The organism is Sphingomonas sp. 2378, assembly GCF_038084995.1.
Lineage (GTDB): Bacteria > Pseudomonadota > Alphaproteobacteria > Sphingomonadales > Sphingomonadaceae > Sphingomonas.
This window is the reverse complement of record NZ_JAXCMJ010000008.1, coordinates 64,796-90,087: the sequence shown is the minus strand read 5'-3', so window position 1 is coordinate 90,087 and position 25,292 is coordinate 64,796. Positions and strand designations below refer to the sequence as shown.

1 protein-coding gene is annotated in these 25,292 nt (G+C 66.3%); it reads right to left on the bottom strand.

Annotated features, from left to right (window positions below):
• Positions 1 to 2 precede the first annotated feature (2 nt).
• Positions 3 to 25,292 (bottom strand): YDG domain-containing protein, encoded by a 25,290-nt coding sequence (locus tag SM191_RS06385; protein ID WP_341505437.1) that lies wholly within the window; start codon positions 25,290 to 25,292, stop codon positions 3 to 5.

Below are 25,292 nucleotides of genomic sequence, written 5' to 3'. Positions count from 1 at the left end.
ACTCAACGTTGCAGGAACCTGATGATCGGGGTGATGATCCGGTTCGTCGGATAGGGAAGCGTGAAGCCCTTGGCCGGCACGCAATTGCCCGCACTCTTGGAACCCGAGGCGCAGGCCTTATCCCCTTCCCCGCCGTCACGATCGTTCGAGTCCCTGGCCGTACCGTCGCCGTTCTGGCCATCGGTACCGCCTTGGCTATCACCATTCTGCCGCCGCACGGTATCATCCTCAGCTCCGGCATTCTGGCCATTCTTGCCGTCCTGCGCGCCGCCAGTCTGCTGACCGTTGGCGTCGGTCTGGCCGCCGGCACCTTGGCCATTCTTGCCGCCCGAAGCGCCACCTGCCTGCTGACCGTTGGCGTTGGTCTGGCCGCCGGCACCTTGGCCGTTCTTGCCGCCCGAAGCGCCACCTGCCTGCTGACCGTTGGCGTTGGTTTGGCTGCCGCCGTTCAGGCCATTCGTGCCGCCCTTGGCGCCACCTGCCGGCTGACCGCTGGCGTTGCCCTGGGGGGCGGCCCCACCCTGCCCGGCGCCGCCGAAGGGGTCTGTAGCGAACCAGGGAGCCGTGGAGATGGAGTTCGAGCCGCCGGAGATGCCCCCCGCACCCGTGTCGGCTCGGATGACCGGAGGCAATTGGTTGCCCAATGAAGCCGCCTCCTTCACGATTTCCGGGGTCACAGTTCGGCCGCCACCGTCGGTGTTATTGGCGATAATGCTGAACCGGCCATCCACGACGGTGACCGCATAGTTCGGTCCGGCCGAGAGGCTACCCTGCCGGATGACATAGCTGCCCACGCTTTCCCCGGCGTCGCGAACGGCAGTGCCGGTCATCATATCACCCGTCATCATGCCGCCGGCGGTGACCGTGAATCTCAGTGCGGGATCGGCCTGCCCCTGCACCTTCGACGTGCTGTTCAGGGTCACGACGACATCGCGCGGCGTGATGAGGCCGAGCGCATTGACCCTGACGACATTATAGTTGCCGCCGCCATTGCCGTCATCGAGCGTCCAGTTCGTCACCGCGATCGACCGGTTACCGGCATCCTTGCCGTCGAAGGCCTGCTTCAGCCCGGTCATCTGGTCGCCGGCCATCAGGCCGCTGACCGTCACCGTGCCGTTCGACACCATCGTACCGTCATAGGCCTTGCGGTCGGCGGTCGCCATCACCGTCAGATCCGCCTTGCGGATCGTGGCGACGCCGTTCGCGATCGGTGCGAGGGTATAGTTGCCCGCATCGGCACCCGCCAGCATGACCCCGAACAGTGTCACCGCCTTGTTGGCGCCGACATTCCGGTCCGCGAACGCCATGTTCGCCGCCACAGCGACACTGTCGCCGGTCACGACATTGCCGAGCGAGCCGATGCTGCCGCTCGCGACGGTCGTGCCGTCATAGACCTTGTCGTTCACCGTGACCGCAGCGGTCAGGGTGCGCTTCGCGATGACGCCCGAGGCATCCTGGAGCGTCAGGGCATAGTTGCCGCCGTCATTGCCGTCCGCCAGCGAGACGTCGACGACCTTGATCCGTCGATTGCCCGCATTCTTGGCGTCGAAGGCCTGGGCGGCCGTCACGGTGTCGCCCGCGATCAGGCCCAGTACCTGGACGGTGCCCGACGAGGTCGTTGTGCCGTCATAGACCTTGTCCTCGCCCGTTGCGGTCAGGGTCAACCGCGCCCGTGCGACATCCGCGACGCCACGCACCGTCTGGTTGACCAGCTCGTAGTTGCCGAACGTATTTCCATCGAGCGCGTAGCCCGTCAGGTCGACGCTCTTGCCGCTGCCCGCATTGCGATCCGCCAGCGTACCGGTGACGCCGCTGGTATCGAGCACGACGCCATCGGCCGCCAGCAACGCCTGCGTCGTGGCATCCCCGCCCGCCGCGACGAACGTCAGCGTGCCCAGTTGGCTGTGATCGAGCAGCGTACGACCGTCATAGGTCTTCGCACCCAGGCCCGAGCCAACGACCGTCACCGCGCGCGGCGTAATCGTACCGACATCGGCGGCGGCACTGGTCGACAGGAGGACATAGTTGCCCGCATCCGCGCCGGTCAGCGCCATGCCGTTCACCGTGACCCGCTTGCCGGTGCCGACATTGCGGTCGGCATAGCTGGCGCCCGCCATGGTCAGGGTCAGGGCATCGCCCGCGATCACACCGTCGATGTTGACCGGCAACAGGGTGGCGGCGTTCGTACCGTCATACACCTTGCTGACCGTGCCGGTGAGCTGGCCCGTCAGCATCTTCTGCGCGACGGAGCCGTTCGCGGCGATCCGGACGACGGCATAGTTGCCGCCGTCATTGCCGTCGTTGATGGTCCAGCGGTCGGCCAGGATCGTGCGGCTGCCCGCATTCTTGCTGTCGAAGGCCTGGGTGGCGGTCGCGGTGTCGTTCGCGACGAGACCGCTGATCGCGACCGTCCCGACCGACGCCGCGGTGCCGTCATAGACCTTGCTGTCGGCAGCCGCCGTCAGCGTCAGCAGTGCCTTGGCGACATTGGCCGTGCCGCTCGCGATGGTGCCGAGCACGTAATTGGCGGCGTCCGCACCGGACAGCGTCACGCCGTTGACGGTGACCGACTTACCGATACCGGCATTGCGGTCGACGAACGCGAAGGTCCCGGTGCCGTTCGCCGCGACAGCGTCGCCAGCGACCACGCCGGACAGGCCGGTGATAGTGCCGGTCGCAACCGTCGTGCCGTCATACACCTTGTTCGCTACCTGCGAGGTGACCTGCAACTCCTTGCGGACGATGACGCCAGCGGCCGGGTTGCCGAGGCTGACGGCATAGTTGTTGCCGCCATTGCCGTCCGCGATCGTCCAGCCACCGTTGATCGACAGCGTGCGGTCGCCCGCATTCCTGCCGTCGAACGACTGGGTTGCGTTGACCACGTCGCCCGCGATCAGGCCGACCGCCTGTACCTGCGCCGCCGAGGCGGTCGTGCCGTCATACACCTTGCTGTCGGCCACCGCGTTGAGCGCGATCGCCTTGCGCGTGATGGTGCCCGTCCCGTTGCCGGTCGTGCTCAGCACGTAATTGGCCGCGTCTGCGCCACCCAGCGTGGTGCCGGTGAGGGTGACCGCCTTGCCGATACCGGCATTGCGGTCGGCGAACGCCAGCGTTCCGCCCGACAGCGTCACCGTCTCGCCGCTCACCAGGTTCTGGAGCGCGCCGAACATACCGGTCGCCGCGGTGGTGCCGTCATACTCCTTGGTATCGACCGCGACCGAGGTGGTCAGCACACGCTGGGTGATCGCACCCGCCGCATCGACCAGCGTCACCGCATAGTTGTTACCACCGTTACCGTCGTTGAGCGCATAGCCCGCAGCGACCCGCAGCGTCCGTCCGCCAGCATTCTTGCTGTCGAAGACCTGGCTGGCGGTGACGCTGTCGCCAGCGACCAGACCGTTGGCAACGACCGTCCCGGTCGAGGTCAAAGTCCCGTCATACTGGCGGATATCGCTGACGGCAGTGAGCGCGAGGGCGGCCCTGGCGATCGTCGCCGTGGCCGAGGTCGGCAGCGGGACGAGGTTGTAGTTGGCCGCACTCAGGCCCGACAACATGCCGGTGCCGATCGTCACCGTCTTGTTCGCGCCCGCATTCCGGTCGGCGAACGCCATCGCGACCGAAACCGCGACATCGTCGCCAGCGATGACATTCTGCAACGGGCTGAGCGTGCCGGTGGCCAGCGTGGTGCCGTCATAGACCTTGTCGTTGACGGAGACCGAGGTGGTCAGGTCGCGCTTGGCGATCACGCCATTGGCGTCCTGCAACGTCACCACATAGTTGCCGCCGCCGTTACCGTCGGTGAGGGTGACCCCACCCACCTGCAACAGACGCGATCCGGCGTTGCGGCTATCGAACGCCTGGGTCGCGGTGACCGTGTCACCGGCGACGAGGCCGGTGACGGCGACCGTGCCGCTCGACGCCGACGTGCCGTCATACACCTTGCTGTCCGCGACGGCCGACAGGGTCAGCTGCGCCCGGGCGACATCCGCAAGGCCCGTGGTCGTGGCGGATGCCAGGACATAGTTGCCGAATGCGTTGCCATCGAGCGTGTAGCCCGACAGCGTCACGCCCTTGCCGGTACCGGCATTGCGATCCGCCAGCGTGCCGGTGACGCCGGTCGCGTTCAGCACGACGCCATCGGCATTCATCAGCGCCTGCGTCACCGCATCGCCATCCGCCGCAAGGAAGGTAAGCGTCCCATGCTGGTTGGTACCCAGCAGGGTCGTGCCGTCATAGGTCTTCGCACCCAGACCGGTCGTCGTCACCGCGATCTGGCGAGCGGTGATCTCGCCGACACTCGCGGATGCGGTCGTGCCCTGGAGCAGATAATTGGCCGCATCCACGCCGTTCAGCGTGATGCCCGACACCGTCACCAGCTTGTTCGCACCGACATTCCGGTCGGCATAAGTGGCGCTGGCCGTCGTCACGGTAACGGCATCGCCCGCGATCACGCCGAGCAGATTGGTCGGCAGCAGCGACGCCGCCGTCGTCCCGTCATAGACCTTGGACACGGTGCCGGTGATCTCGCCGGTCAGCAGCTTCTGCGCGATGGTGCCGACCGCATCGACCTTCGTGACGGTATAGTTGTTGCCGCCGTTGCCGTCGTTGATCGTCCAGGCATTGGCGCTCAGCACGCGGCTGCCAGCGTTCTTCGTATCGAACGCCTGCGTCACGCCGCTGATCGTGTCACCAGCGACCAAGCCGCTGTCGGTCACGACACCGGTCGACGACACCGTCCCGTCATAGGTCTTGCTGTCGGCTGTCGCCGTCAGCGTCAGCGTCGCCTTGGCGACATCGGCCACCGCCTGGAGCGAGGCGTTCGTCAGGACATAGTTGCCAAGCCCGTTGTTGCTCAGGCCATAGCCCGTCAACGTCACGCTCTTGCCGTTGCCCGCATTGCGATCCGCCAGCGTGCCGACGACCGCGCTCAGGTCCGCCGCGACGCCGTCACCGGTCAGCAGCGCCTGCGTCGCGGTGTCGCCATTCGCCAGCACGAAGCTCAGCGTGCCGAGCTGGCCAGCCGTCAGGCCGGTCGTGCCGTCATAGCTCTTGGCCGCATTGCCCGTGGCGCTGAGCGCGATCTGGCGCGCCAGGATCGTGCCGACCGATGCCTGGGTCGAGGTCGATTGCAGCGCATAGTTCGCCGCGTCGGTCCCCGCCAGCGCCAGACCCGACACCGTAACCAGCTTGCCCGTACCCACATTCTTGTCGGCATAGGTCGCACCGGTGCTCGACACCGTCACCACGTCGCCCGCGATGATGCCGTCAATATTGGAGGCGCTCAGCATGGCCGTGTCGGTGCCGTCATAGGTCTTGCTGATCGAACCGACGATCTGCCCGGTCAGCAGCTTCTGCGCGATGGTGCCGACCGCATCGACCTTCGTCACCGCATAGTTGTTGCCGCCATTGCCATCGCTGATCGTCCAGGCATTGGCGCTCAGCACGCGGTTGCCCGCATTCTTCGTGTCGAACGCCTGGGTCACACCACCGATCGTGTCGCCGCCGACGAGACCGCTGGCGTTCACGACACCGGTCGAAAGCAGCGTGCCGTCATAGGTCTTGCTGTCCGCCACCGCCGTCAGCGTCAACGTCGCCTTGGCGATGTTGGCGGTGCCGTTGGCGATCGAAGCGATGGTGTAGTTGCCAGCATCCGCGCCGGTCAGCGTGACGCCACTGACGGTGACCGTCTTGCCGTCGCCCGCATTGCGATCAACGAAGGCGAACGTGCCGTTGCCATTGGTGAGGACATCATTGCCCGCGATCACGCCGACCAGGCTGGTGATGACGCCCGTCGCCGAGATCGTGCCGTCATAGACCTTGTCGTTGACGGACGCGTTGGCCTGCAACGCCTTCTGGCCGATCGTGCCGGAGGCGGTGGAGCCGATGCTGACGGCATAGTTGTTGCCGCCATTGCCGTCCGCGATCGCCCAGCCGCCATTGACGGCCAGCGTGCGGGTGCCCGCATTCTTGCTGTCGAACGATTGGGTCGCGGTGACCACGTCACCCGCGATCAGGCCGACCGCCTGCACCTGCGCCGTCGAGGCAGTGGTGTTGTCATAGACCTTGGTATCGCCGACCGCATTCAGGACGAGCGCCTTCTGCGTGATCGTACCCGTGCCGTTGCCGATCGTGCTCAGCACATAATTCGCCGCATCCGCACCGGCCAGCGTCGCGCCGGTGACGTTGACCGCCTTGCCCGCGCCCGCATTGCGGTTGGCGAAGGACAGCGTCCCGCCCGACAGCGTCACCGTCTCTCCGGCGACGATGTTCTGCAGCGCGCCGAAGCTGCCGGTCGCCGCCGTATTGCCGTCATACTCCTTGGTATCGACGGTAACTGAGCTGGTCAGCACACGCTGCGTGATCGCCCCCGTCGCGTCGACCAGCGTTACCACATAATTGTTGCCGCCATTGCCGTCATTGACCGCATAGCCCGCATCGACCCGGAGAGCGCGGCTACCGACATTCTTGTCGGCGAAGGACTGGCTGGCGGTGAAGCTGTCACCAGTGACCAGGCCAACCGCCTGGACCGCACCGGACGAAGCCAGTGTGCCGTCATACTGGCGGATATCCGTCGTCGCCGTCAGCGACAGCGCGGCCCGGGTGATTGCCGCGGTCGCCGTGCTGGCGATCGGAAGCAGGGTATAATTGCCCGCATCCGCCCCCGTCAGCGCAACACCGCTGATCGTGACCAGCTTGCCGGCGCCGACATTGCGATCGTTGAACGTCATCGCCGCCGTCGCATTGACGGTGTCGCCGATGACGAGGTTCTGGAGCGCCCCGAACGTGCCGGTCGCGGCGCGCGTGCCGTCATAGACCTTGTCGGCGACCATGACCGCCGCGGTCAGTTCCCGCTTGGCGATCGTGCCCGCCGCGTCCTGCAGCGTCACGACATAGTTGCCGCCGCCATTGCCGTCGACGATGTTGTAGCTGCTGACCTGCAGCACACGGTCGCCCGCATTGCGACTGTCGAAGGACTGCACCGCCGTGGCGGTATCGCTACCGATCAGGCCGGTCATCCCTACCGAGCCGGTCGACGTCCGCGCACCGTCATAGGTCTTGCTGTCCCCCACGGCGCTCAGCACCAGCGTCGCCCGCGCGACATCGGCCAGACCGCCCACCGTGGTGGACGACAGCACATAGTTGCCGAGCCCGTTGCCATCGAGCGCATAGCCCGTCAGCGTCACGCCCTTGCCCGTGCCCGCATTGCGGTCGGCCAGGGTACCGGTCACGCCGGTGGCGTTCAGCGAGACGCCATCGGTGGACAGGAGAGCCTGGGTGGCGGCATCGCCATCGGCCGCAAGGAAGACGAGCGAGCCCATCTGGTTCGCCGCCAGCAGCGTCGTACCGTTATAGGTCTTCGCACCCAGGCCGCTCGTGCTGACCACGATCCGGCGCGCGGTGATCTCACCCACGTTCGCGGACGTGGACGCGCTCTGAAGCACATAATTGCCCGCATCCGCGCCGCTCAGCGACATGCCCGACACGGTGACCAGCTTGTTGGTACCGGCATTCTGGTCGGCATAGTCCGCGCCGGTGGTGCTCACGACCACCGCATCGCCCGCGACCACGCCCAGCAGGTTGGTCGGCAGCAGCGTCGCGGTCGTCGTACCGTCATATACCTTGGTGACCGTGCCGCTGAGCTGACCGCTCAACAGCTTCTGCCCGATCGATCCCGCGGCATCGACCTTCGTCACCGCATAGTTGCCACCGGCATTGCCGTCGCTGATCGTCCAGGCGTTGGCGCTCAGCGTGCGGTTGCCCGCAGCCTTGCTGTCGAATGCCTGAGTCAGGCCGCTGATCGTGTCGCCGGCGACCAGACCGGAGTGCGTGACCACGCCGCTGGACGCGACAGTGCCGTCATAGGTCTTGCTGTCCGTCGCCGCCGTCAGCGTCAGCGTCGCCTTGGCGATGTTGGCGGTGCCGTTGGCGATCGACGCGAGGCTGTAGTTACCGGCATCCGCGCCCGTCAGGGTCATGCCGCTGACGGTGACCGCCTTGCCGTTACCGGCGTTGCGATCGACGAAGGCGAACACGCCGCTTCCGCCCAGAGCCACGGCGTCGGCACCCACCACGCCCGACAGGCCGGTGGCCGCGCCGGTCGCTGCGATGGTGCCGTCATAGGTCTTGTCGTTGACGGTCGCGATCGCCTGGAGAACCTTCTGGCTGATCGTGCCGAAGGCGGTGCCGCCGATGGTGACGGCATAGTTGTTGCCGCCATTGCCGTCCGCGATCGCCCAGCCGCCATTGACGGCCAGCGTGCGGTCGCCCGCGTTCCTGCTGTCGAACGACTGGGTCGCGGTGACCACGTCGCCCGTAACCAGGCCGACCGCCTGCACTTGCACCGCCGAGGCGGTGGTGCCGTCATAGACCTTGGTGTCCGTCACCGCGTTCAGGACGAGCGCCTTCTGCGTGATCGTGCCCGTACCACCGCCGATCGTGCTCAGCACGTAATTGGCCGCATCCGCACCGGCCAGCGTCGCGCCGGTCACATTGACCGCCTTGCCCGTGCCCGCATTGCGGTTGGCGAAGGACAGCGTCCCGCCCGACAGCGTCACCGTTTCTCCGGCGACGATGTTCTGCAATGCGCCGAAGGTGCCAGTCGCGGCCGTATTGCCGTCATACTCCTTGGTATCGATAGTGACCGAGCTGGTCAGCACGCGCTGGGTGATCGCGCCCGTCGCGTCCTGAAGCGTCACCAGATAGTTGTTGCCGCCATTGCCGTCGGTGACGGCATAGCCCGCATCGACCCGCAACGCGCGGCTGCCGACATTCTTGTCGGCGAAGGACTGGGTCGCGGTGAAGCTGTCACCCGACACCAGGCCAGCAGCCGACACCACGCCGGTGGAGGTCCGCGTGCCGTCATATTGGCGCACATCGGTCACCGCCGTCAGCACCAGCGATGCCTTGGCGATATCCGCCACGCTGTCCGCGATGTTGGTCAGCGAGTAATTGGCCGCATCCGCTCCACTGAGGATGATGTTCGACGCCGTGACCGTCTTGGCCGCCCCCGCATTGCGATCGGCGAAGGCCAGGGTCGCGGTGACGCCCACGCTGTCGCCCACGACCATATTCTGCAACGGCCCGAACGTGCCGGTCGCCGTGGTCGTGCCGTGATAGACCTTGTTGTTGGCGGTGGCGGTGACGCTCAACTGACGCTGCGCGATCGTGCCGGTGCCATCGACACGCTGGACGACGTAGTTCGCGCCGTTATTTCCGTCATCGAGGGTGTAGCTGGTGACCTGCAACGCGCGGTTGCCCGCGTTGCGGCTGGCAAAGGCCTGCGACAGATCGGTGACGGTGTCGCCGGTCTTCAGCCCGACGACGCCGACCGTACCGGTCGAGGCAACCGTTCCGTCATAGGTCTTGCTCTCGTTCGCCGCCGTCAGGACCAGCGTCGCGCGATCGACATTCGCCAGGCCGCTGACCGTGTCGGAGGCCAGCACATAATTGCCCAGCGCATTTCCGGCGAGCGTATAGCCCGACAGGGACACGCCCTTGCCGGTGCCCGCGTTGCGATCGGCCAGCACGCCGGTCATGCCCGACGCATCCAACGAGACGCCATCGGTCGCCATCAGTGCCTGCGTCGCCGCATCACCGCTGGCCGCGGTCAGGGCCAGCGAACCCAACTGGCTGTGCGCAAGGGCTGTGGTCCCGTCATAGGTCTTCGTCCCCAGACCGGCCAGGTTGAGCGTCACCGTGCGCGCAAAGATGGTGCCGATATTGGCGCTCGCCGAGTCCGACTGGAGCAGATAATTGCCCGCCGAGCTGCCGCTGAGGTCCATGCCCGTGATGGACACGGCCTTGTTGGTCCCGACATTCTTGTCGGCGAAGGTCGCACCGGTGTTCGAGACGATGACGTCGTCGCCGCTGATGATGCCCGCCAGATTGGCGCCGCTCAGCGTGGCCGTGTCGGTGCCGTCATAGGTCTTGGTGACCGTTCCGACGAGCTGGCCGGTCAGCAGCTTGCGATCGATCGTGCCGACCGCGTCGACCTTGATGACCGAGTAGTTGTTGCCGCCATTGCCGTCGCTGATCGTCCAGGCATTGGCACTCAGCACGCGGGTGCCCGCATTCTTGTTTTCGAACGCCTGGGTCATGCCGCTGATCGTGTCGCCACCGACCAGGCCGCTGGCCGTCACGACACCGGTCGACAGCGCCGTCCCGTCATAGGTCTTGCTGTCCGACCCTGCGGTCAGCATCAACGTCGCCTTGGCGATGTTGGCCACCGCCTGGATCGAGCCGTTCGTCAGGACATAATTGCCCAGCCCGTTGTTGACGAGTTCATAGCCCGTCAGCGTCACGCTCTTGCCGTTGCCCGCATTGCGATCCGCCAGCGTGCCCGTCACGGCGCTCAGGTCCGCCGCGATGTTGTCGCTGGTGAGCAATGCCTGGGTCGCGCTATCGCCGTCCGCCAGCACGAAGCTCAGCGTGCCGAGCTGGCCAGCCGTCAGAGCGGTCGTGCCGTCATAGGTCTTGGCCGCGGTACCGCTGACGCTGATCGCGATCTGGCGCGCCAGGATCGTGCCGACCGACGCCTGCACCTGGGTCGACTGCAACGCGTAGTTCAACGCATCCGTCCCCGCCAGCGCCAGGCCCGACACCGTCACGATCTTGCCCGTGCCGACGTTCTTGTCGGCATAGGTCGCACCGGTGCTCGACACCACCACCGCGTCGCCCGCGACGATGCCGTCCAGATTGGCCGCGCTCAGCGTGGCCGTGTCGGTGCCGTCATAGGTCTTGCTGATCGAACCGACGATCTGGCCGGTCAGCAGCTTCTGCGCAATGGTGCCGACCGCATCGACCTTCGTCACCGCATAGTTGTTGCCACCGTTGCCATCGCTGATCGTCCAGGCATTCGCGCTCAGCGCACGGGTGCCTGCGTTCTTGCTTTCGAACGCCTGCGTCAGGCCGCTGATCGTGTCACCAGCGACCAGACCGCTGGCGGTCACGACCCCGGTCGACAGCACCGTGCCGTCATAGGTCTTGCTGTCCGCAGCAGCCGTCAGCGTCAGCGTCGCCTTGGCGACGTTGGCCACGCCCTGGATCGACCCGGTCGTCAGGACGTAGTTGCCAAGGCCGTTGTTGCTCAGCCCGTAGCCGGTCAGCGTCACGCTCTTGCCGTTGCCGGCATCGCGATCCGCCAGCGTGCCGGTGATGCCGCTCAGGTCCACACCCACGCCGTCGGTCACCAGCAACGCCTGGGTCGCGGAGTCGCCGTCCGCCAGCCCGAAGCTCAGCGTACCGAGCTGCGCCGCCGTCAGGTCGGTCGTGCCGTCATAGGTCTTGGCAGCGTTGCCCGTGAGGCTGAGCGCGATCTGACGCGCCAGGATCGTTCCGACCGCCGCCTGGGTCGAGGTCGATTGCAGCGCATAGTTCGCCGCATCCGTCCCCGCCAGCGCCAGACCCGACACCGTCACGGTCTTGCCCGTACCTACATTCTTGTCGGCATAGGTCGCCCCGGTGCTCGACACCGTCACCACGTCGCCCGCGATGATGCCGTCCAGATTGGCCGCGCTCAGCGTGGCGGTATCGGTGCCGTCATAGGTCTTGCTGATCGAACCGACGATCTGGCCGGTCAGCAGCTTCTGCGCGATGGTGCCGACCGCATCGACCTTCGTCACCGCATAGTTGTTGCCGCCATTGCCGTCGCTGATCGTCCAGGCATTGGCGCTCAGCGCGCGCGTCCCCGCATTCTTGGTATCGAACGCCTGCGTCAGGCCGCTGATCGCGTCGCCGCCGACGAGACCGCTGGCGGTCACGACACCGTTCGACAGCGCCGTCCCGTCATAGGTCTTGCTGTCCGCCGCCGCCGTCAGCGTCAACGTCGCCTTCGTGATGTTGGCGGTGCCGTTGGCGGTCGCCGCCAACCGGTAGTTCGACGCATCGATGCCGCTCAGCGTCAGACCGCCGACAGTTACTGCCTTGCCGATACCTGCATCGCGGTTGACGAAGCTGATAACCCCGTTCGACATATCGACCGACACCGCGTCGCCGACGATGACGCCGGTCAGCCCGTTGATGGTGCCGGTTGCGGAGGTCGTGCCGTCATAGACCTTGTTGTTGATCGTAGCGTTGGCGCTGATCGACCTGGGCGTGATCGCGCCCACGGCCGCGTCACCCACCGTGACATCGTAATTGCGGCCGCCGTTGCCATCGATGACAGAGTAGTTGTTGACCTGAAGCGTACGTGCGGCGGCATCCTTTGCGTCGAAGGTCTGAGTGGCGATAACGGCATCGCCGCCGACGAGACCCACAGTCGCGACGATTCCCGCCGAATTCACGGTGCCGTCATAGACCTTGGTATCGCTGACAGCATTCAGCGTCAGCGCGGCAGGAATGATCGCTCCGGTGCCGGACACGGCATCACTGAGGATGTAGTTGCCGGCATCCGTACCGCCCAGTGAAGCGCCCGTGACGGTGACAGCCTTGTTGAAGCCCACATTGCGATCGGCAAACCTCAACGTCCCACCGACTACATCGACATCATCGCCCAGCGCGGCGTTCGTCAAGGAGATGAACGGGGCCGTCGCCGCCGTCGTTCCGTCGTACACCTTGGTGTCGATCATCGCCGTCGCGGTCAGAGACCGACGCGTGATCGTCCCTGTCGTACCGACAAGCGTGACGACATAGTTACGACCGTCAACATCGTCCGAGATACGATAGTCGGAATTCACGGTCAGCGTGCGGCTGCCCGCATTCTTCGAATCGAAGGACTGGCTGGCGGTGAAGCTGTCGCCAGCCTTCAGGCCGGTCGCGGTGACCGTGCCGCTCGACCGGGTCGTGCCATCGTACTCGCGAGTCTGTTCCGCGGCGCGCAGGATCAACGAAGCGGGGGTGATATCCGCGGTCGTGTCGGCGATGGTGTTAAGGACGTAGTTACCGGCGTCCGCGCCGGTCAGCGCAGCCTGCGAGACCGATACGGTTTCCCCGGTCCGCGCATTGCGCGAGGCGAACTGCATGGTCCCTGCGACGCCCAGGCTATCCCCGGCGATGACATCGGTCAGCGTCGTGAACGTGCCCGTGGCGCTGGTCGTACCATCATAGACCTTGTTGTCCGCGATCGCCGTGGTGGTGACCAGTCGCCGAAGGATCCGGCCGGTCCCGGCCACCGTGGTGACCGCGTAGTTTCCGCCGCCATTGCCGTCATCGATCGTATAGCTGTCGACGAGGACCTGCCGCGTGCCGGCGTTCTTCTCCTCGAACTTGGCCGTCGCCGTGAAGGCGTCGCCGCCCACCATGCCGGATGAGACGACGGTAGCGGACGAATTGGTCGTGCCGTCATAGGTCTTCATCTCGCCGCCGGCCGTCAGCGTCAACGCCTTGCGCGCGACATCGGCCAGGCCGAGTACCGCCGCAGACGACAGCACATAGTTCCCGGTCGCATTGTTCGTGAGCGCCAGGCCGTTCAGGATCACGCTCTTGCCAGAGCCCGCATTGCGGTCCGCCAGCGTGCCCGTCATGCCCGAGGCATCGATCGCGACGCCGTCCGCCGCCAGCATCGCCTGCGTCGTCGCGTCCCCATCGGCCAGCGTCAGCGTCATCGGCGCGAGCTGGCTGGTGCTGAGCGAAACACTGCCGTCATAGGTCTTGGCACCACGCCCGGACGTATCGATCGTCACCGTCCGCGCGATGATCGCACCGATATCGCCCGAGGCCGAGGTCGAGCGGAGCTGATAATTGCCCGCATCCGCCCCGCCCAGGCTCATGCCCGTCACGGTCACCGTCTTGGCCGTGCCGACATTCTTGTCCGCATAGGTCGCGCCCGTGTTGGAAACGCTGACCAGATCACCCGCGATGATGCCGGCAAGGTCCGCGCTGCTCAGGGAGGCGGTGGTGGTGCCGTCATAGATCTTGCTCACCGTGCCGGTGAGCTGACCGGTCAGTTCCTTCTTCGCGATCGTGCCGCTGCCATCGACGAGCGCGACCTGATAATTCGCGCCACCATTGCCATCGCTGATCGTGTAGGCATTGACCTTGAGCGTCCGACTACCGGCATTCTTGCTGTCGAACACCTGCGTCGCGGAGGTCAGCGTGTCTCCGGCGATCAGGCCGGAATGCGTCACCGCGCCGGTCGAGGCGACCGTGCCGTCATAGGTGCGGCTGTCCGCCGCCGCCGTCAGCGTCAGCGCCGCCTTGCCGATCGTGGCGACGCCATTGGCGACCGTGCCCAGCGTGTAATTGCTGGCGTCCACGCCCGCGAGGCCCCAGCCGCTGGCCGTGACGGCCTTGCCCACGCCCGCATTGCGATCGACGAAGGCGAGCAGCCCGCCGCCGGCGCTGACCGTGTCGCCGGCCACGACGTTCGCGAGCGTCACCGTGCCGGTGGCGGCGGTGGTGCCGTCATAGGTCTTGTCGTTGGCCGCCGCCGTCGCCGTCAGCAGACGCCGCGTGATCGTGCCGCTGGCCGCCGAACCGACCGTCGCGACATAGTTCGCGCCGCCATTGCCGTCAGAGATGACATAGCCCGCATCGACCTGGAGCGAGCGGGTACCCGCCCTCTGGACGTCATAGGATTGGATCGCGGCAACGGTGTCGCCCCCGACCAGACCGGTGACCTGGACCGCTTCGGAAGACGTCGTGGTGCCGTCATAGACCTTCTGGCCGGTGACGGCCGTCAGGGTGAGCGCTTTCGCCGTGATCGTGCCGATCGTGCCGCTGACCGTCGAGGCGAGCGAGTAATTGCCCGCATCCACGCCCGACAGGCTCAGGCCGGAAACCGAGACCGCCTTGTTCGTGCCCGCATTCTTGTTGCCGTAGACTGCGGTGCCATGCACAAGCGCCGTCGTATCGCCGGAAACGACGCCGGTCATCGCATAGTTGGCGTTGCTCAACGTCGCGCTGGTCGTGCCGTCATAGATCTTGGACGCCGTTCCCGTCAGCGTCAGCCCCAGCGCCTTCTTCTGGATCGTGCCCAGGCCGCTGATCGTGTTGCTGGCCAGGACATAGTTCGCCGAATCCGCGCCGGTCAGCGACAGGCCGCTGACGACCACCGCCTTGCCGGTACCCGCATTCTTGTCGGAATAGACGCTGGTCGCGCCCGCGCCGAAGGTCACGGCCTCGCTGCCGATCACGCCGACCAGGGACAGGCCACCCGCGCCGATCGTGGCGGAGTTGGTGCCGTCATAAGTCTTGCTGATGTCGACCACGGAGGCGGTCAGCGTCTTCGCGGTGATCGCGCCGATATTGCCCGTCACGCTGGTGGCGAAGGTGTAGTTGGCGGCGTCCGCGCCGGTCAGGGACATGCCCGTGACCGTGACGGTCTTGCCGGTGCCGACATCCTTGGTGTCATATGCCGCGACGCCGGTCGACAACGTCGCGCTGTCGGAGCCGAGCAGGCCGCTGACACTGAAGTTGCCCGACGTCAGTGTCGCGGTCGTCGTTCCGTCATAGACCTTGCCGGCGGTGCCGCCCAGCGCGATCGTCAGGGCGCGCGCCAGGATGGTGCCGTTGTTGGTGGAGACGGTGTTGGCGACCGTATAGTTGCCCGCGTCCGTGCCCGTCAGGGTCAGGCCAGCGACCACCACGGTCTTGCCCGTGCCGACATTCTTGTTCGCGTAGCTCGCCACCGCACCGGCGCCCAGCGTGGCGCTGTCGCCCGTGACGAGGCCCGTCAGCGTGACGTCGCCCGCCGACAGGCTGGCGAAGGCGTTGCCGTCATAGGTCTTGCTCAGTGCGCTGATGCTGGCGGTCAGCGCCTTGGCGGTGACCACGCCGACCTGTGCCGAGGTCGTCGCATTGACCGAATAGTTGCTGGCATCCGTGCCCGTCAGGGCCATGCCCGACACGCTCACCGTCTTGCCGAAGCCGACATTCTTGGTGTCGTAGCTGGCGGTGCCGCCGCTCAGGCTCACCGTATCGCCCGCGAGCACGCCGGACAGCTGGTAGTTGCCTGCCAGCGTCGTGGCGGTGGTCGCGCCGTCATAGATCTTGCCGACCGTGCCCGTCAGCGTCGCCGTCAGCGCGCGGGCCGTGATCGTGCCGATGTTGCCGGTGATCGTGTTGGACGCGATCTGATAGCCGTAGATCCGGTTCGCGCCGTTGCGGGTGACCAGCGCCAGATCGGTGGCGGTGATCGTCTTGCCCGTCCCGACATTCTTGTCGGCGAAGGTCGCCGTCGAATAGATCGTGCCGGTGTCGCCGTTGAGCAGGCCGGTCAAGATATAGTTGGACTGCGGCAGCAGCGCCGAATCCGTGCCGTCATAGACGCGGCTGTAGGTGCCCGTCAGCGTTACCGTGACGGTCGGCGAGACGGTGTAGAGGAAGCCGTTCCCCAGCCCCGCCGGGCCGCTGGAGCCATAGGACGCGCCATATTGGATGAAGCTCGCGGCCAGGCCGCCCCGCGTGTCGAGGGTCGGGTCCTGCGACCAGACCAGCCAGCGGCTGCCGCTGTTGACCGTCAGCACGCCTGCGCCGGCATTGTTGACGAACTTGCTGCCGCTGACGACCTGGAGCGGCGAGATCGCATCCGAGCCGGTCGCGGTGAGGGTCGCCCCTGAGGCCAGCGTCAGATCGCCGGTGGTACGCAGCGCCGCCGTGCCGAACTTGTTCGTGCCGGAAATGACCAGCGGGCCGGAGTTGACCAGCATCATCCCGTTGGCGATGTCGATATCGCCAAGCGCCGCAATCTCGTTGCCCGACCGACCGAACGACACTTCATTGGCCTTGCCGCTGAGCTTGGTCGCGGAAATGTCGACCGACTGGGTGACATTCGCCTCGCCAGCGAGCACCACCTCCTTCATCAACAGGCCGCCTGCGCCCGCGTTGGACAGCGTCAGGATCCCCTTCGCCCCCAAGGTGATCGAGCGGTTGAACGCGTTATAGCCGCTGACCGAGCGGAAGTTGATCGACGAGGCGCTGTTGTCGCCGAACTGCACCACCGCCGGTCCGCCACTGGCGAGGGAGGTGATCGGATTCGTGGCGATGAAGATATTCTGGTCGATCGTCAGCGAGCCGTCGTCGAGCGCCGTGAACAGCAGGGTGCCCGCAGGCGCGAACACCACCGGCCCGCCCGCGCCGCCCAGCGACATGGAATTGGCCTTCAGCTTCGCCGTGCCCGCGGTGGTCGCGGTGCCGATGCGGTAATAGCTGCTCGACGAATGCTGGATGCCCTTGCCCGCGCCGTTGTCGACGCCGGTCAGGGTGATGTTGTTGGTCGCATCGATCAGCCCGGTGGACGCGCCCGCCTCCAGCGAGATGCCCGCATTGGTGGTGGCCGTGCCGGTCGCGGTGCCGGTGATCGAGACGTCCTTGCCCGTGACCGTGCTGGACATGAGGACACCGTGCGAGCCGGTGCCGCTGCCGCCGACGCCCTTGACGGTGACGGTGCCGCCCGTCAGCGACTGGGTCGCGCCGGTCGTACCCGCGATCACGACGCCGCGCGTGGCGTTGCCGGTCGTGCCACGGGTCGAGCCCGAAAGGTTGATCGCGCCGGTCGCCAGCGCGGTGACGCGCCCGGTGCCGCTGGTGCTGACGCCCGGACCGGTCCCGGTCGACGCGCCGAAGAGCGTGACCGCACCGCTTTCGGCGGACAGGGTAAAGTCCTTGACCTCTACACCCGCGCCCGTGCCGCTGCTCAGGCCGTAGATCGACAGGTTGCCCGCCCCGATGACGCCGATATTGGCGATCGAGACGAAGCCGTTGACCGAGCGGAGTTCGAGATCGCCGCCGATGGTGTTCACGCGGCCGCCGATGCCGGAGATGACGGCACCTGTCGCCTGCATGGTGGAGACGAAGGTCGAGCCCGCGATGGTCGGATCGACGATCGCGGTCAGTGCGCCGGCACCGCCACGCGCGAGGAAGTTGCCGCCGTTGGTGTTGACGACGCCCGAGCCGGACACGCCGACCGTCGCGCTGGTGGGACCGCTCGCGGCGGGATCGGCGCCGCCCTGCAGCGTCACCGCCATCTTGCCGGTCGTGGCGCTGATCTCCGAGGACACGTCGACATTGCCGTAGGACTTCAGCGTCAGCGAAGCGGCGCCCGCGCCGGTCTTCACGATCTTCGACGTCATCGCCATGTTCTGCTTGGTCGTGATCGTCATCGCGCCCGAGCCGGTCTGCTCGATCCAGTTGGTCGCCGAGCCGGACCGTGCGACCTGGTTCGCGAAGATCCTCAGGTCACCCGGCGTCTTCACGCCGTCGGAGGTGAACGTGTTATTAGCAGTGGCCGTGATGGCCTTGTTGGCCGCCTGGGTAATCAAGCCGGTAGACATGAAGTCCAGCGACGTGAGATTGATCACACCGTCGCCAGTCTGATTTATAGCTCCCGCATTAAATGAAGATGCGGATGTGATATTGATGTCGGATGCAGCAGTTACCGTCGCCGTCCTTATCGAGGACACAGAATTCGCAGTAAACTTTCCACCGATATTGAGACCGAACGAGAGGTCGATGTGGCCCTTGGAAGGCGCGCCATTCGAGGTAACCGACAGATCGCTGGCCGCAGTGGTTATGCTACCCCAATATACATCACCGCCGCCGGTGATGCTGCTAGCCCCGCCACCCGTTTGATTGGTAGTAGCCAGAAAACTAATGTCTTTGTTGGCCTGGACATTGAACGCACCCGCAGAGGTGATAGTGATGATGCTACGTTGCCCCCCCGCAATGCTCACGTACGAGGAACCCAGGGTAGTACCGGTCATGCTCAGGCCGCCGGTGCCCGCCGTGATCGTGATCGGAATGCTGTTGGCGCTGGTGTCGCCGAGTTGGATGGCGCTGGCAATATACCCAGAACCGGCCGCCGCGCCGCCCTCACCATTCAGCGTGAGCAGGCCGTTGGTCGTCTTCAGCTTGAACGCGCCGGTTCCCTCGACCAGCACAGCCTGCTGGCCGGTCGCCGAAGCCTTGCCTTCCAGCGTCAGCGCGCCCGTGGCACTGATGTCGGTGGTGCTGGACACGCTCTGGCGCCAGATGCCGATGTTGTTCGTCGAATTGCCCTTCAGGACCATGTCGCCCGTCGAGCTGTACGTGCCGCCCGCAAAGGTTAGACCCGCACGCGAAACGGCGGTGCCGGTCATGAAGACGCCGCCGGTGCCGCCGGTCACGGTCGCGCCGTCGTTGATGTTGATGCCGTCATAGCCGCCGCTGCCCGCGGTGCCGGTGATCGTGATCTTGCCCGCGCCGGAGGTGGTGACCTGCGGATTGCTCTGCAGGCTGACGCCGACCGAGGTGGTGCTGTCACCCTTAAGGGTGATGTCGCCGCCCGCGGCGCTGATCGAGCTTGCGAGGATGCCGTACGTCCCCGGCGCGCTGCCGGTGACGGTGATGTTGCCGCCGCCGGTCGACACCGCGCCGCCGTTCATCTTGACGCCGACATTGGACGTGCCGACGCCGATCGCCGCACCGCCCGCCGCCGATCCGCCGCCGATGGTGAGGTTGCCGCCCTTCGTCGTGACCGTCGAATTGAGCTCGACATAGCCCGTCGTCGCGTTGTTCGAGCGGCTGTTGAGCAGGACGTTGAGCGCACCCGCGTTCGAGGTGATCGCGCCGCTGAAGGTGACGTTGGAGTTCGCGCGGACCGTCAGCGTCGATGCGTCGGTCGCCGTATTCTTGGTTACCGACGCCAGCGTCGCGGTTTGGCCAGTCGTTAGCGTGATGTCGCCCTTGCCCGCGGTGGTGATCGCGCCGAGGGTCATGTTGCCGGTCGAGGTGGCGGTGATGACGCCGTTGCCGGTTTGGCCGATCGTGCCGGTCGAGAGCGTCCCGTTCGCCGCGGTCAGCGTCGTGTCGCCACCCGCGCTGATTGCCTCCGTGCTGATCTGGGTGCCGGAGCTGATGGTCAGCTTGCCGGTCGTGCTGCTGGCCGCGCGCAGGTTGAGGAGACTCGCCGAACCGGAGGCGATGGACAGGTCGCCGCCGCCGCTCTGCGTGAAGCTGCTCCAGATGACGGCGCCGCCGGTGCTGGTGATGCTGCTGTTGCCGCCCGCGGTCTGGGTGGCGGTGATATAGCCCTCGATCGACTTGTTGCCGCTGATCGTGACCGCACCGCCCGAGGTGATGGTGGTGATCCCGGAGTTCGGCGTGTTGATGCTGTAGGTGGCGCTGCCCAGCCCGGTGCCGACCATGTTCAGGCCGCCGGTGCCCGCCTCGATCGCGACCGGCGTGGCCTGGTTGCTCGTCCCCAGTTGGATCGCCGACAGATAGTGCGACGAATCCAGCGCGGCGTTGCCGCCGTCGCCCTTCAGCGTCAGCAGGCCGTTGGTCGTGCGCGCGGTGAATTTCGTCGTTCCGGCGACGCTGACGCCGGTCTTGCCGGTCGCGCCGGTCTTGCCATACAGGGTCAGCGCGCCCGTGGCGCCGACGGTGGTCGGATTGGCCGTGGTATTGCGATAGAAGCCCGATCCCGTCGTCGCCGTGCCCAGCACGCTCATGTCACCGGTGGACGTGAACGTCCCGCTGCCCATGGCAATGCCATAGGCGTCGGTGGTGGTTCCGGTCAGCGTGGCCCCGCCCGTGCCACCAGTCACCGTCGTGCCGTCGCTGAACAAAAGGCCGGAGCCGCCGGAGCCGGTCACCGTACCGGTCAGCGTGACCTTGCCCGCGCCCGAAGTCGTGATCGCGCTGTTGGAGAAGGTGGCGATGCCGTGGCCGGTGCCGGAGGTACCGGTCACCGTGATGTCGCCGCCGCCAGCGTTCAGCGTCTGGATGCGGACCGTCGTATAGCTCGCCGCATTGCCGAGGATCGAGATGGCGCCGCCGGCTGTCGTGATGCTGCCGACAATGTCGACCGCCGCGCTGGACGACGTTCCGACCGCCGCACCGCCCGCCGCCGATCCGCCGCCGATGGTGACGGTGCCGCCGTTCGTCGTGACCGCGACACCGGACGATACCACCACCCATCCGGTCGAGCCATCGGTCGACCGGCTGTTGAGCAATATGTTCAGCGCACCCGCCGTCGTGCTGATGTTGCCACCGACGGTAAGATTGTTCTTCGCCCGGACCGTCAGGGTCGAGGCGTCGGTCGCAGTGTTCTTCGTGATGGTCGGCAGGGTCAGGTCGCCCGCCCCGTTGGTGAGCGTGATATCGCCCTTGCCCGCCGTGGTGATCGCTCCCATCGACAGGCCACCACCGGAGGTGAGCTTGATGATGCCGTTGCCGGTCTGGGTGACCGTCTGGAGCGATATGTTGGTGTTCGTCTGGCTGGCGCCGGTGACCGTCAGGTCATCCCCCGCGCGCAGGTTCAGCGTGTCGATGTTGCCCGGAGCCGTCAGGCTGAGCGTGCCCGCCGCTGCAACCAACCCCTGCGTCATGTTGATGCTTTGCGCCGCATTGACCGTCAGATTGCCGGCGTTCTGCGAGAAGGTTCCCCAATATACGGAGCCGGCCGTGCTGGTCAGCGTACTGGCGCCGCCACCCGTCTGGGTGGTGGTGGCATAGGCCCACATGGTCTTGTTGCCCGTGACGTTGATCGCCCCGGCCGAGTTGATCGTCATATAGCCGGGCCGGAACGATATCAGGCTATTGCCGCCGTTGCCGAGGGTATTGCCGATGATACTCAGGCCGCCGGCGCCCGCCGTGATGGTGGTGTTAGGCCCATAGCTGTTGGTGCCGAACAGGATCGCGCTGTCGAAGATGTTGTTCCCGGCGTTCGCCCCGCCCTCGCCCTTCAGCGTCAGCAGGCCGGTGGTCGTCGTCAGCTTGAAGTTGCCGGTGCCGTCGACGAAGAACCCCTGAAGGCCGGTCGCGCCGCTCTTGCCCTCCACCGTCAGCGCGCCCTGCGCGGTCAGGCTGGTTTCCGCACTGATCGATTGGCGGACCAGACCATAACTGTTCGTCGACGTGCCGAGGATGCTCATGTCACCCGCGGAACTGTACGTCCCGCCGGCGAGCGAAACGCCGACACCGCCGTTGCCGGCAGTGCCGGTGAGGAAGACGCCGCCGGTGCCGCCGGAGATCGTCGCGCTCGTATCGTTATAATAGGCGGCGCTCGAAGTCGACGCCGCGGTGATCGTGATCTTGCCCGCGTCGGTCGTTACGAGATTGGTGTAGGGCTGAAGATAGACGCCCTGGCCCGAATCGGAGGTCCCGGTCAGGGTGATATTGCCGGCACCCGCGCGGATGCTGTTTACCAGAACACCGATGCCGGTCGGCGACGTGCCGGTCAGCGTCACATTGCCGCCATCGGTCGTGATGGTACGCGCGGACACGCCGTAACTGCCGGCACTGATCGCCGCGCCACCCGCGGCCGATCCGCCGCCGATCGTCACGCTGCCGCCGCGCGTCGTGATCGTCTCGTTGAGCGCCACATACCCCGTCGCCGCATTGGTGTAGCGGCTGGTCAGCACGACGTTCAGCGCACCGGCATTCTCCTCGGCACTGATCGCGCCATTCAGGATGATATCGGCGTTGGACCGCACCGTCAGCGTCGATGCGTCGGTCGCCGCCGCCTTCTTGGTGATGGCGTTCAGGGTCGTCACGCCCACCGAAGAAATGTCGATTGCGCCCTTACCCGCCGTGCTCAGCGCATTGAAGGTCAGCGTGCCGCCCGAGGAGAGATTGATGGCGCCGTTGCCGGTCTGTTCAACCAGGCCGTTCAGGCTCACGGAACCGGACGCCGTCGCACCGGTAACGGTCATGTCCCCACCCGCGCGGATGGCGGACGTGCCAATCGAGTTGGTGGCGAGAAGAGTGAGTCCGCCCGCGGACGAAACCAGGCCACGCGACACAAAGAGCCCGCCCTGATTGGCCTGGAACTTCAGCAGCGCCGACGCCGACCGCTGGTCGTACGTCCCCCAGGTCAGGTTACCCTGCGTGGCGGTGATGGTGCTGTCGCCGCCGCCGGTCTGGACGGTGTCGATGACCGCGTTTATCTCGCGGTTGCTGCTGACGTTGATCGCCCCGGCTGAGGTGATCGTGGTGTAGCCGCCATTGGGCGACATGATGCCGTAAGCGGCGCTGCCCAGCGCCGTGCCGATCATGCTGAGGCCACCAGCGCCGGCAGTGAGGATGACCGATGTAGGGTTGCGATTCGAGCCGAGCTGAATTGCTGCGAGATAATCGTTCGACGTATTGTAGGCAGCGTTGCCGCCGGCGCCCTTGATCGTCAGCAGCCCGTTGGTTGTCGTCGCCTTGAACGCGGCGGTGCCGTCGACGACCAGGCCCATCTTGCCGGTCGCCCCTGTGACGCCCTCCAGCGTCAGCGCACCCGTCGCGCTGATGTCCATTACATCCGCGACGTTACCGCGGACGAATCCTCGACCGGTCGTCGACGTGCCGGTGATGGTCATGTCGCCGGTCGAGCTGAAATTGCCCCAGCGCATGAAGACGCCGGCTTCCCCGGTGCTGGTGCCGGTGATGGTGACACCACCTGTGCCGCCGGCGATGATGGCGTTATTGCCGAAATCGACGCCGAAATTACTGTTCGACGATGTCGTTCCCGTGATCGTGACCTTGCCCGCGCCCGAGGTCCGGAGCACGGAATTGCTGTTCGTCGTGACGCCGGTACCCGAGTTGCTTTCACCGATGATCGTCACGTCACCGCCGCCGGCGTTGATCGTCGCGTAGAAGGCACCGGCGTAAATCGTGCCCTTGCCCCTGGCGGTGACGTTGCCGCCCGCGGTATCGATCGTACCGCCCAGGAAGAGGGCGTTGGCGTTGCTGCTCTGCGCCGCACCGCTCGCCGAGGCACCGCCGCCGGCAAGGACATACCCGCCGTTGGTCGTGATAGCGTTAGCGACGATGCTCCCTTCCGCACCCCCGTTGGCGCGGCTGTTCAGCACGACGTTCAGCGCACCGACAGTCGAGGCGATGGAGCCCGAACTGTTCATGGTGATATTGCGATCCGCGATCAGCGACAGGGTGGCGGTGCCGCCGCCCGACTTGGTGATCGGCGCGCTGACGGTGATGTCGCCGTTGCCGGCCGCGGCGCTGGCGGTGCTGATGGTGACGCTGGTGCCCGCGCTCAGGCTGGAATTGATCGTCGCGTTGTTGATCACCGACGATGACGCCGCCGGGGTGTAGACGTTGGGCGACCCACCGTTGAAGCTGCCGTTGGTGCTTGCCGCGGTCGAGATGGTGATGTCCGACGGGTCCAGCAGCCACTCGCCCGACGTGCCGCTGCCCGCCTTCGCATCGACGGTGCCCAGCGCGTTCAGCACGCTCAGCGACGACGTCTCGACCCGGCCGCCGTCGGTGGCGCCGCTGGCGTCGATCTTGCCCAGGAAATTGGTGTAGTGGTCCGACCACAGCACGGCCTTGCCGCCCGCACCGGTACTGCCCGACACGTCGATCTTCGCCGTGTCCGCCATCACCACCGCGTCCGCGCGCGCGATGTCGTGATCCGCGACGCGCAGCGCGTCCGTCATGCCGCCCTGCCAGTCGCCGCCGACCAGCACGCGGCCGCCCTGGCTGCCCGACGCATCCAGCGTCGCGCCGCTGTCGAGCAGGACGTTCTTGGCCGTCGCCTCGATCGCGCCGCCCGCGCCGTCCGCGCGGCGCGCGGTCAGCGTGCCCGAAATCCGCGCTTCCCCGCCCTCTGCGGTCAGGAAGATGCGGCCATCCTTGGCGGACACACCTCGGGCGTTGATCGCGCCGCCCGTGTTGCCGGCGAGCGCGTAGATGTTGCCGCTCTGCGCACGCAACTCCGCCTCCGCCGCCGCGATCGCGCCGACATTGGTGGCCGAGGTACCGGCCCCGCCGACCACGACCGAGAATTTGCCCGCCGATTCCGACTGGTCGCGCAACAGCACCTGATAACCCGCGAGCAGACCCGCCGTGCCCTTGCCCGCGTCGATCTCGCCCTCGTTCGTCACCTTCGACGCGACGAGCGCGACGTCGCCGCCCAGGCTGCCGATCTTGCCGTAATTGACGATCGCCGCTTCGCTGACACCGGACAGCGACAGGTCGCCGCCCGCCATGAATGCCGAATTGGTCAGATCCTGGGTCGAGCCGACGAAGCGACCGCCGACATTGATCTCACCGGTCTTGCCGATGACGATGCCGTTGCGGTTGATGAGGTAGACCGACCCTTCGCCCTTCATCAACCCGTCGATGACGCTGGTGGACGCGCCCTTCACCCGGTTGAGCGTCGCGCCGTCCCGGCCGTTCTGGAACGTCACGGTCGCGCCCTTGGCGATCGAGAAGCCGTCCCAATCGATGATCGCCTTGCTGCTCGCCTGACGGACGGTCATGTCCATCTCGTTCGACTGCACCGTCGCCTGGCCGACGACGACCTGGCCGCCGGTCGGCAGGGTCTGAGCGAAGGCGGGAAGGCTCAGAGGCACCAGCCCTGCCAAAGACAGACCGAAGATCGGCGCCGAAGCGAAGAACTTGGAGCGGGTGCGTGAACGAACGATCAT